The 10635-nt window shown below is 64.1% G+C and carries 11 protein-coding genes; 9 read left to right on the top strand and 2 right to left on the bottom strand.

All coding sequences use genetic code 11. The features are described from left to right. Positions 1 to 87 precede the first annotated feature (87 nt). Complete coding sequence (locus Q0O95_RS11495; protein WP_293698710.1) at positions 88 to 216, bottom strand: hypothetical protein; 129 nt, start codon at positions 214 to 216, stop codon at positions 88 to 90. A gap of 90 nt (positions 217 to 306) precedes the next feature. Between Q0O95_RS11495 and Q0O95_RS11490 the strand changes: the two genes are divergently transcribed. Then, the gene (locus Q0O95_RS11490; protein WP_293698707.1) at positions 307 to 915 is read left to right on the top strand and encodes a helix-turn-helix domain-containing protein; all 609 of its coding nucleotides are present in this window, start codon (positions 307 to 309) and stop codon (positions 913 to 915) included. Beyond that, positions 912 to 1931 carry a glycerate kinase gene (locus tag Q0O95_RS11485; RefSeq protein WP_293698704.1) on the top strand — a complete coding sequence of 340 codons (1020 nt, stop codon included), beginning with the start codon at positions 912 to 914 and terminating at the stop codon, positions 1929 to 1931. Before Q0O95_RS11490 ends, Q0O95_RS11485 begins: the two co-directional genes overlap by 4 nt. A gap of 205 nt (positions 1932 to 2136) precedes the next feature. On the opposite strand, the gene Q0O95_RS11480 is transcribed toward Q0O95_RS11485, so the two are convergent. Further along, positions 2137 to 3123, bottom strand: a complete 987-nt coding sequence (locus Q0O95_RS11480) for a malate dehydrogenase (protein ID WP_293698701.1) — start codon at positions 3121 to 3123, stop codon at positions 2137 to 2139. A 133-nt stretch (positions 3124 to 3256) separates the two neighbouring features. Between Q0O95_RS11480 and leuC the strand changes: the two genes are divergently transcribed. The 7 genes from leuC to Q0O95_RS11445 all read left to right on the top strand — a co-directional run bounded on the left by leuC (position 3257) and on the right by Q0O95_RS11445 (position 10470). Then, a complete protein-coding gene (gene leuC / locus Q0O95_RS11475) occupies positions 3257 to 4708 on the top strand; it encodes a 3-isopropylmalate dehydratase large subunit (protein ID WP_293698698.1) in 1452 nt (483 codons plus the stop codon). Between the two features lie 3 nt (positions 4709 to 4711). Then, positions 4712 to 5323, top strand: a complete 612-nt coding sequence (gene leuD / locus Q0O95_RS11470; protein ID WP_293698696.1) for a 3-isopropylmalate dehydratase small subunit — start codon at positions 4712 to 4714, stop codon at positions 5321 to 5323. A gap of 67 nt (positions 5324 to 5390) precedes the next feature. After that, positions 5391 to 6707 carry a UDP-N-acetylglucosamine 1-carboxyvinyltransferase gene (gene murA, locus Q0O95_RS11465; protein WP_293698713.1) on the top strand — a complete coding sequence of 439 codons (1317 nt, stop codon included), beginning with the start codon at positions 5391 to 5393 and terminating at the stop codon, positions 6705 to 6707. Between the two features lie 5 nt (positions 6708 to 6712). Next, positions 6713 to 7462, top strand: a complete 750-nt coding sequence (locus Q0O95_RS11460; protein ID WP_293698693.1) for a 1-acyl-sn-glycerol-3-phosphate acyltransferase — start codon at positions 6713 to 6715, stop codon at positions 7460 to 7462. After that, positions 7455 to 8468 carry an NAD(P)H-dependent glycerol-3-phosphate dehydrogenase gene (locus Q0O95_RS11455; RefSeq protein ID WP_293698690.1) on the top strand — a complete coding sequence of 338 codons (1014 nt, stop codon included), beginning with the start codon at positions 7455 to 7457 and terminating at the stop codon, positions 8466 to 8468. The genes Q0O95_RS11460 and Q0O95_RS11455 overlap by 8 nt, the downstream gene beginning before the upstream one ends. After that, positions 8434 to 9576 (top strand): D-alanine--D-alanine ligase family protein, encoded by a 1143-nt coding sequence (locus Q0O95_RS11450; protein ID WP_366516485.1) that lies wholly within the window; start codon positions 8434 to 8436, stop codon positions 9574 to 9576. The genes Q0O95_RS11455 and Q0O95_RS11450 overlap by 35 nt, the downstream gene beginning before the upstream one ends. Continuing rightward, complete coding sequence (locus Q0O95_RS11445) at positions 9577 to 10470, top strand: CPBP family intramembrane glutamic endopeptidase (protein ID WP_293698685.1); 894 nt, start codon at positions 9577 to 9579, stop codon at positions 10468 to 10470. The last annotated feature ends 165 nt before the right edge of the window (positions 10471 to 10635 follow it).

Below are 10635 nucleotides of genomic sequence, written 5' to 3'. Positions count from 1 at the left end.
ATCTCATCACTCAGTCACCTGACGTATTCCGCGTTGTTCGGAGAGGCGTCCCTTATGGCGACGCCTCTCCGGGAAGGGGCGAGTCGATCATCGCCGGGCGCTGTCGTGGTTCGGCATCCTGATGAAGTCCTCCGGCGCGCTCCCCGGGCTGAACACCGTGCTCAGATTAGGGCCGAAGTAGTCGCCGCGAACTCGTGTGCGCTTGCTGTTTCTCATGTCCAACAGCCTAGATGCGCAAATAAAATTGCGCAATAGATAGTGCGCAATTTATTTTGCGTATATTGCCCGACTGCCTACACTGGTCGCATGGGAGCCGACGAGACCACCCCGGCATACGCCAGCAAGGATGCGCTGCGGGCGATGTCCCATCCCGTTCGTATCGACATCCTGCAGTTTCTGCGACACAAACAGAGCGCTCGCGCCGCCGACCTCGCCGAAGCTCTCGGAGTGGCTGCGAACTCCATGAGCTATCACCTCAGAATCCTGGCGAAGGCCGGTCTGATCGAGGAGGCCCCCGACCTCGCACGCGATCGACGCGACCGCGTGTGGCGCATGCAGCGTGAGCAGCTCATCCGCGTGGATGCGGAGGGGCAGGCGGAAGGGTATCGAGGGGCCGTCGATCAGGTCGGGTTGGCGGCAATCGAGTGGATTCGGTCAGGGTGGATCGCGCAGGATTACGGTGGTGCCGGCAAGGAGAATTTAGGCAGGGGAACCGTCACCATTTCGAGCGCACGACTCACCTTCGAGGAAGCACAGTCGTGTATCGATGAGATCCTTGCGGTCATTGACGAATATTCGTCGCGCCACCGAGATGCAGACGGCAACGACCTCGAAGATGACAACCCGGATCTCGACAGCTTTCGGATTGCGGGCGTCGTCCTGCCGGACGTCGGCCGTCACGACGCAACGTCATGACGAAGGTCATTGTCGCACCGGATTCCTTCAAAGGGTCGATCGATGCCGCAGCCGCAGCGCAGGCGATCCGGGACGGCTGGTTGGACGAGTGCGGCGACGATAGCGTTCGCGTCCTTCCGCAAGCCGATGGCGGCGAAGGCACGCTCGATGCGCTCGAGGCCGCGCATCCCGGCAGTGAGCGCGTCACGGTGGGTCGTGTGACCGGCCCGGATGGCCGAGCGATTGCGGGCGAGTGGTTGCGGCTGACCGACGGAACGGCCGTCATCGAGATGGCCGTCGTGTCGGGGCTGCCCATGATGGAGCGGCTGGATGCCTTCGGCGCCACTTCACGCGGGCTCGGTGAAATCATGGCACACGCCATCGATGCGGGTGCGCAGAAACTTGTCATCGGCATCGGCGGGTCTGCATCGACGGACGGAGGAGCGCCCGTGCTCGACGCTTTGGGATCCAGACGTCCTCCAGCCGGCGGCGTGAAGGTGCTGAGCGACGTGACGAATCCGCTGCTCGGGCCGAACGGTGCAGCAGCGGTATTCGGCCCGCAAAAGGGCGCGAGCGAAGCCGGCATTATCGTGCTCGAAGACCGGCTCCGGGCGTGGGCCGGCGAGATCCGTAGCCGACCGGGAACCGTCCACGCGGACCCTGATGCTCCAGGAGCCGGGGCCGCGGGAGGCGTCGGCTTTGCAATGCTGGCGTGGGGAGCGACGCTGGAGCCGGGTTCTGCGGTGATCGCCGATCTGACGGGGCTCAGCGATGCCGTCCCTGACACAGACATCATCATCACGGGGGAGGGGCGCTTCGACGCACAGTCTCGCGGCGGCAAAGTCGTGGGGCACGCGCTGCAGCTCGCGAAACAGCACGACACGCGTTGCATCGTCATCGCCGGCGTACTGGATGCCGACCCCGGCTGCTCCGCCTACTCGCTCAGCGAGATCGCCGGCAGCAGCGCATCCGCGCTCGAAGATCCGGCGCGATGGCTGCGTGCGGCGGGGAGGCGTGCGGCTCGTGACTGCAGTTGACGCACGCTGGCAGCAAGCCTCCTCAGCACGCACGTCCTCCGCATCACGCTCCGAACGCGAACCACGTCCGAAGCTCGCGCTTCCCTCAGCTCAGAATCAACTTCTCGGTCGCTGGGCGACGACACGCCGTCAGAGTGCAGTCTCATCGCCAGGCGACCGAGAAGTTGGCAGGGGAGAGGGGGCTGTGGAGGGAGTCTGGATCCGGCTAGAACAGGCCGAGCTCTCGTACGGCGTCACGCTCTGCGGCCAGCTCCTCTGCCGAGCGAGCGATGGCGGTTCGCGTCGCATCTGCAACGTCGAGGCCCTGCACGATGCTCCACTCGCCGTTCCGGCATGTCACGGGGAACGATGAGACCAGGCCCGCTGGCACGCCGTACGAACCGTCGGAAACGACCGACATCGATACCCAGTCATCCTCGGGTGTGCCGAGCATCCAGTCACGCACGTGTCGCAACGTCGCATTCGCCGCAGAAGCCGCTGAAGACGCGCCACGAGCGGCAATGATGGCCGCGCCGCGTTTTGCAACGGTGGGACGGAACTCGTCGACGACCCACTGCTCCTCCACCAGGTCGGTTGCGGGTGTGCCCCCGACCGTCGCGTGGCCGATGTCCGGCACCTGGGTGTCGGAGTGGTTACCCCAGACGATCATGCGTTGCACTTCGCCGGCAGTCACGCCCGCCTTCGCAGCGAGCTGGGCGATGGCACGGTCGTGATCCAGCCGCGTCAGCGCGGTGACACGACGGGCATCGATGCCGCCGGCGACGGCGATCGTGGTGAGCGCGTTCGTGTTCGCCGGGTTCCCGGTCACGGTGACTCGCACGGTTTCGTCCGCGGCCGCTGCGAGTGCACTGCCCTGCTCCGCGAAGATCGCGGCGTTCGCGCGTAGGAGATCGGCGCGTGTTTCGCCCTGACCTCGCGGTTTCGACCCGACGAGCAGCGCGTGGTGTGCTCCTGCGAATGTCGTGCGTGCATCCGACGAGGTCTCGATACCGGTCAGGAGCGGGAAGGCGCTGTCCTGCAGCTCCATCACGACGCCTTCGAGGCGTTCCATCGCCTGCGGTACTTCGAGGATGCGCAGCTCGACCGGCTGATCGGGCCCCAGCATCTCTCCGCTCGCGATCCTGAACAGCAGGGAATAACCGATCTGTCCCGCTCCGCCGGTTACTGCAACTCGCACTGGTGTCTTCGTCACGTCCCCATCTCATCATGTGCGCGGTGTCAGCGCTATGGCGAGTTCGAACTCGCGAGGTTGTGAGAGTCCTCCCATGGAGTGCGACCCTCGCCGTGGCAAGCAATAGACTTGGGAGAGACTTTTGGAGGTTTGTATGGCGAAGACACTCGCGGAGAAGGTGTGGGACGACCACGTCGTGGTGAAGGGCGAAGACGGTGCCCCCGATCTTATTTACATCGACCTTCAGCTCATCCACGAGGTAACGAGCCCACAGGCATTCGACGGCCTGCGGCAGGCTGGTCGACCGCTTCGCCGTGCCGACCTGACGATCGCGACGGAAGATCACAACACCCCGACGCTCGACATCGACAAACCGATTCAGGACCCCACGAGCGCAAAGCAGATCCACACGCTCCGTGAGAATGTCGAGGAGTTCGGTGTACGCATCCACTCGCTCGGTGACAAGGAGCAGGGCATCGTGCACATCGTCGGGCCGCAGCTGGGGCTCACGATGCCGGGCATCACGGTCGTGTGCGGCGACTCGCACACCTCGACGCACGGAGCGTTCGGTGCGATGGCGTTCGGTATCGGCACGAGCGAAGTCGAGCACGTCATGGCGACGCAGACGCTGCCGTTGAAGCCGTTCAAGACGATGGCCATCAACGTCGAGGGCGAACTGCGCCCCGGCGTCACGGCGAAAGACATCATCCTTGCTGTCATTGCAAAAATCGGCACGGGTGGTGGAGCCGGTTACGTGCTCGAGTACCGTGGCAGCGCGATCCGCAATCTGTCGGTCGAGGGCCGGATGACGATCTGCAATATGTCGATCGAAGCGGGAGCGCGGGCCGGGATGGTCGCGCCGGACGAGACGACGTTCGAGTACATCAAGGGGCGCGATCACGCCCCGACGGGGGACGCCTGGGACGAGGCGGTCGAGTATTGGAAGACGCTGACCACGGATGAGGACGCCACGTTCGACGCGGAGGTCGACATCGACGCGAACGAGCTGGAGCCGTTCGTCACCTGGGGAACGAACCCCGGCCAGGGAGTCTCGCTCAGCGACGCGATACCAGCGCCGGAGAGCTTCTCGGACCCTGTGGATCGTGCTGCGGCGGAGCGGGCACTCGAGTACATGGACCTCGAGCCGGGTACGAAGCTGAAAGACATCAGGGTCGACACGGTCTTCATCGGCTCGTGCACGAACTCGCGCATGGAGGATCTCCGTGCCGCGGCGACGATTATCGAGGGCAAGAAGAAGGCCGAGGATCTGCGCGTCATGGTGGTTCCCGGATCGGCCAGAGTGCGGCTCGAGGCCGAAGCAGAGGGTCTCGACAAGATCTTCAAAGACTTCGGCGCCGAGTGGCGGTTTGCCGGTTGTTCCATGTGTCTCGGTATGAACCCGGATCAGTTGCAACCCGGCGAGCGCTGCGCATCGACCTCGAACCGCAACTTCGAGGGGCGCCAGGGCAAGGGAGGCCGCACACACCTCGTTTCGCCGCTCGTGGCAGCGGCCACGGCGATCCGCGGCACGCTCTCGAGCCCATGGGATCTCGAGCACGACGAACTGGAGCGCGCAGTTGCCGCAGCGAAGGGCGAGGAGGTCTAGACCATGGACAAGATCACGACACTGACGGGCCCGATCGTCCCGCTGCGACGTTCGAACGTCGATACCGACCAGATCATCCCAGCCGTCTTCCTCAAACGTGTGACGAAGACCGGCTATGACGACGCGCTCTTCCACGGGTGGCGCCAGGACGCCGATTTCGTGCTGAATCAGGAGCCGTACAAGCACGGGGGCATCCTGGTGGCAGGGTCGGACTTCGGCACCGGATCCAGCCGCGAGCACGCGGTGTGGGCGTTACGCGACTTCGGCATCACTGCCGTACTGAGCCCGCGATTCGGAGAGATCTTCCGCGGCAACTCCGGCAAGCAGGGGCTCCTCACCGGCAAGATCAGCGACGAACAGGTCGAGAGCCTGTGGGCGCTCGCGGAAGCGAACCCCGGTACCGAAGTGACGATTGATCTGAAGGCACGCACCGTCGCCGCGGGTACCGAGAGCTTCGGCTTCGAAATCGACGACTACACGCGATGGCGATTGCTCGAGGGATTGGACGACATCGCTCTGACGTTACAGAATGAAGCGGCCATCGATGAGTTTGAAAAGCGGCGCCCTCGATGGATGCCGACGACACTCCCCGTCAGGAACTCGACCGCAAACTAACCGTTAGCGTCAGGAAGTAAGCGTGAACACACAAGAATTCGCAACGCTCTCAGCAGCGTCAGTCGGTATGACGGCAGACGCAATTCGTGTTCGGGGTGGCAAACCCATCCACGGACGCCTGCAGATGAAGGGTGCAAAGAACCTCGTCACCAAGGCGATGGTTGCCTCCCTGTTGGGCCATACTCCAAGCGAACTGCGGAGCGTCCCCGAGATCAGCGACGTCAAGGTCGTGCGGGGCTTGCTCGAGGTCTACGGTGTGGTCGTGGACCTCGACGGCGACACGCTGCGCCTCGACCCCAGTAACGTCGAGCGTGCGCACGAGACGTCGATCAACGCGCACGCCGGGTCCAGCCGCATCCCGATTCTGTTCTGCGGGCCGTTGCTGCACCGACTGGGCGAAGCGTTCATCCCCGATCTCGGCGGTTGCCGTATCGGCGACCGCCCCATCGACTTCCACCTCGAGGTGCTGCGCAACTTCGGCGCGCAGGTCGAGAAGCTGCCCAGCGGTATCTGGATGACCGCCCCGAACGGTCTTCGCGGCACGAAGATCTCGCTGCCGTACCCGTCGGTCGGTGCTACGGAGCAGGTGCTGCTCACGGCCGTCATGGCGAAGGGCAAGACCGAGCTCAAAGGCGCGGCAGTCGAACCCGAGATCATGGACCTCATCGCGATTCTGCAGAAGATGGGTGCCGTGATTCAGGTCGACACCGACCGCACGATCCGCATCCAGGGCGTCGAACGACTCGAGGGCTACAGTCACCGCGCCCTCTTCGACCGCAATGAGGCAGCCAGCTGGGCCTGTGCAGCGCTCGCCACCGGGGGAGACGTATTCCTGGAGGGCGCCAGCCAGCCGGAGATGACCACGTTCCTCAACGTCTACCGCAAGGCGGGAGGCAAGTTCGAGGTGCACGACGACGGCATTCGCTTCTGGCACCCCGGTGGCGATCTGAAGCCCGTCGTCGTCGAAACCGACGTCCACCCGGGGTTCATGACCGACTGGCAGCAGCCGCTCGTCGTTGCTCTGGCGAAGGCGAACGGCATCTCGATCGTGCACGAGACCGTCTACGAGCAGCGCTTCGGATTCACGGATGCGCTCGTGAAGATGGGCGCCTACATCCAGATTCACACCGAATGCCTCGGCAGTCACGCGTGCCGATTCGGGCAGCGGAACTACGAGCACTCCGCTGTTATCGCGGGGCCCGTCGATCTGCACGGCGCCGATATCACGGTTCCCGACCTGCGCGGCGGCTTCAGCCACTTCGTTGCGGCGCTCACGGCTGACGGCGAATCGACCATCAAGAACGTCGGCATCATCGCCCGCGGCTACGAGCGCTTCCTCGAGAAGATGCAGACCCTGGGTGTCGACTTCGACGTGATTGGATAGGCCCCATGGGTAAGCGCGCGCGTACCTCTGGGGAGCACACGACAACGTTCAAAGTTGTTGCGGGCATCACGCTGCCGATCTTCGGTGCTATGGCGGATATCCGAGTGCGGAACCCTGAGGCGCTCCCAGCAGCGGGGCCGTTCGTGCTCGCACCGAACCACTACTCGGAGATCGACCCGATCATCATGGGCATCGCGACATGGAAATCCGGCCGTGCACCGCACTTCATGGCCAAGGCGTCGCTGTGGAAGATTCCGATTCTGCGTGGTGTCTTGAACGGCCTGAAGCAGATTCCGGTCGAGCGCGAGCGCAGTGCTCGCAGCGGAACTCCCATGCAGGCCGCGGCCAAGGTCATTGAGGATCAGGGCTCGGTCATCGTCTACCCGGAGGGGTCGCTCACGCGCGACCCGGATCTGTGGCCGATGCGCGGCAAGAGTGGCGCAGTGCGCCTCGCGAAGACGGCGGGCATCCCGTTGATTCCCGCAGCGCACTGGGGCACGCAGCGACTCATGCCGCGGTACGGCCGCGGTATCCGACCGATCCCGCGCAAACGGATCGACGTGGTCTTCGGGGAGCCGCTCGACCTCTCGGATGTCTCCGACGCACACAATCAAGCACAGGTTTCGAAAGCGACGGAGCGACTCATGGCGGAGATCTCGAAGCTCGCGGGAGAACTGCGCGGGTTGGAACCTCCGCTCGAGCGATGGAACCCGTCTTCAGCGGGGCAGAGCGAGACCGGGCGATTCAGTGGCTAAGGTAGCGATCCTCGGTTCTGGCAGCTGGGGAACCACGTTCGGCAAGGTGTTAGCCGAAGGAGGTTCGGATGCGCAGCTCTGGGCCCGTAGGCCAGAGCTTGCGAACGAGATTTCCCAGGCTCGCCGCAATACGCAGTACTTGCCGGGCATCACGCTGCCGGAATCGCTGGGTGCTTCGAGCGACATCGACGAAGTACTCGAGGGCGCCGAGCAGGTGTACCTGAGCGTTCCGAGTCAGCAGCTGCGAGCGCTGCTGGAGGGCGTCGCAGACAAGATTCCGCAGGGCGTGCCCGTCATCAGCCTCATGAAGGGCGTCGAATCGAGCACCATGATGCGCATGAGCCAGGTGATCGAAGAGGCGGCGAACATCGACCCTGCTCGCGTTGCAGCCGCAAGCGGACCCAACCTTGCGCTCGAGATCGCCCGCGAAGAGCCGACCGCGATCGTCGTCGCCAGCCGTTCGGAGGACACTGCGCTCGCGGTTGCCCGCACAGCGCGCACCGACTACTTCACGACCTTCATCAACACCGATATCGTCGGCACCGAGTACGGAGGTGTGCTCAAGAACCTGGTCGCGCTCGCGATCGGTATCGTCGACGGCGTCGGGTTCGGGGAGAACACCAAGGCCTCGATCCTGACGAGGGGCCTCGCGGAAGTCACCGATTTCGCCGTTGCCTACGGGGCGGAGCGAGCGACGATGCAGGGTCTTGCAGGGCTCGGCGACCTCATTGCGACCTGTAATTCGCCGCTCTCGCGCAATTTCACGGCCGGACGACTCGTCGGCATGGGCTACTCGAAAGACGACGTCGTCTCGCGCATGCAGCAGACTGCGGAGGGTCTGGCATCCGTCGAGCCAGTATGGCAGCTTGCGAAGCAGGGCGACGTCATGATGCCGATTCTGAAGCAGGTGCGCCGGGTACTGCACGGCAGAATGGCGCCGGCCGATATCGCACCCCATCTCACGTCCAAAGATGACGAGCCCCAGGGGGAAACGTTTGAGTTCTAGAATCCGCGTCGGTCTACTGTTCGGAGGCCGATCCAGCGAACACACGATCTCGCTCGTGACCGCCGCGAGTGTCATGGCCCACATCGACCGTGATCGATTCGAGCCCGTTCCGATCGTGATCACGAAACAGGGAACCTGGCTGCTCCTCGACGGAGCTCACGCCGACTTCTCACTCGAGCGGCAGTTCGAAATCGACGAAGCGAGCGATCGTGGCGCTGCTGTCATCGAAACCGCATCCTACGAAGTCTCGCTCGCGAATCGAGCATCGGATACGGGCCTTGTTCTGCACAGCGCCGCCGGTGACGTTGATCTCGACTCGATCGACGTGTTCTTTCCACTCTTCCACGGTCGATTCGGCGAAGACGGCACGGTACAGGGAATGCTCGAACTGTTCGACAGACCGTACGTCGGTGCCGGCGTGCTGGCAAGCGCAGTCGGGCAGGACAAGCATTTCACGAAGACGGTGCTCGAGCACGCAGGGCTGGCGGTGGCGCCGTGGGTGACGGTGTCGCGCGGGCAGTGGCAGCGGGACGCTCAGACAGTTCGCGAGAGGGTTGCCGGGCTCTCATACCCGCTCTTCGTCAAGCCAGCGCGAGCGGGCTCCAGCGTAGGCGTCTCACGCGTGGACTCGCCGGGCGAACTCGACGCAGCGATGGATGTGGCACTCGCGGAGGACAACCGCGCGTTGATTGAGCAGGGCATAGCCGGCCGGGAGATCGAAGTCGGCGTGCTGGGCGGCCGCAACGGCGAACGGGCGCGCGCATCCCTGCCCGGCGAGATCGTCGTCGACCAGGGCTACTACGACTTCGAAGCGAAGTACCTGGGCGCCGAGGGAGTGCGTACGGAGTGCCCAGCGCAACTCCCGCAGGATGCCACCGAGCGGTTGCAGAAGACCGCGCTGCGCGCTTTTGAAGCGATTTCGGGTGCAGGACTCGCACGAGTCGACTTTTTCGTCACCGAGGATGGCGAATTCGTGCTCAACGAGATCAATACGATGCCGGGGTTCACGCCGATTTCAATGTTCCCGGTGGTTTGGGATGCCTCGGGCATCGACTACACGTCGCTGATTTCCGAGCTCATCGAGCTCGCCCTAGAAGAGGAGCGCTGAATGAGTCGCGCTGAGCTGCGCGGCTACGGGGTTTCGCTGGTCCTGTTCGTCATCGTCACCATCGCGGCAACGTACGGGCTCCAGCTCGTCGAAGCCGCCTACGCCATTGGGGGAGGCGCGATTCAGTGGCATCACTTCGGGCCATTGATCGGCGCTGCCGTGACGTCGCTCATCGTTCCCGCCACATCCCGACCGGAGCCGCCGCAGCCCGTCGGTCGACGGCAGTGGGTCGCACACACCATCCTGGGCGTTGCCGCTGCGGCCGTGTTCGCGCTGCTTGTCTGGATCGGTTTCGGTCTCCTGCACGTGACCGCGCCGGATCTCGGACGCGCGGGTGCGGGCACCGTCGTGATCGCGATGCTGGGCGGGTTGCTCGGCGCTGCCGCGCAGGAGGTGGGGTGGCGAGGGTTCCTGCAGCCCACACTCGAGTCGAGGATGCCCCGCATCGGCGCCTCCGTCATTGTCGGGCTCGTGTGGTCGCTCTGGTACGTGAATGCGTTCACGGACATCGTGACCGGCATCTTGCTGTTCGCGACGTACGTGCCGTTGTCGATCCTGCTGGGCCACCTCGGTAACGGTTCGATCTTCCAGCGGGTTCTGACGACGGCGATCGTGCACTGGCTGATCACCTTGCCGGTGACGTTCTTGGGTGGCATCGCAGGCTCGGTCGTGCAGTTCGCCGTGGCGCTCGCATCCATCGCGGCCACCACGATGTTCATGGTGATGTTCGTCATCGCCACGAAGCGTCGCCGCGCAAAAACCGCGGCGAATAGCACCGACGCTCAGGCATCGAGTGCTGCGGCGGCATCGGACGTAGCTGCAGAAGACAGCGAGGGAACGGCCGTCGATGGAGCGCCTGATGTATCCGGCCCCGAGTCGGAAGAACAGCAGTAAGAAGTCTCCGCTCGGCGAACGGTCGAAGGCGTTTCCGGATGGGGCATTGCGGCATCCCGCACGCCAGATAGCATGAATGAGTATGAGCATCGACATACCCACCGCAGGAGATTTTGCCGAGCTGACACAGCACCGCAACGGAGCGAGTGTCTCGATCTACGTGAG

Source organism: uncultured Agrococcus sp. (assembly GCF_945915485.1).
GTDB lineage: Bacteria > Actinomycetota > Actinomycetes > Actinomycetales > Microbacteriaceae > Agrococcus.
The sequence above is the reverse complement of the archived record's forward strand: the minus strand, read 5'-3'. Positions and strand labels throughout refer to the sequence as shown.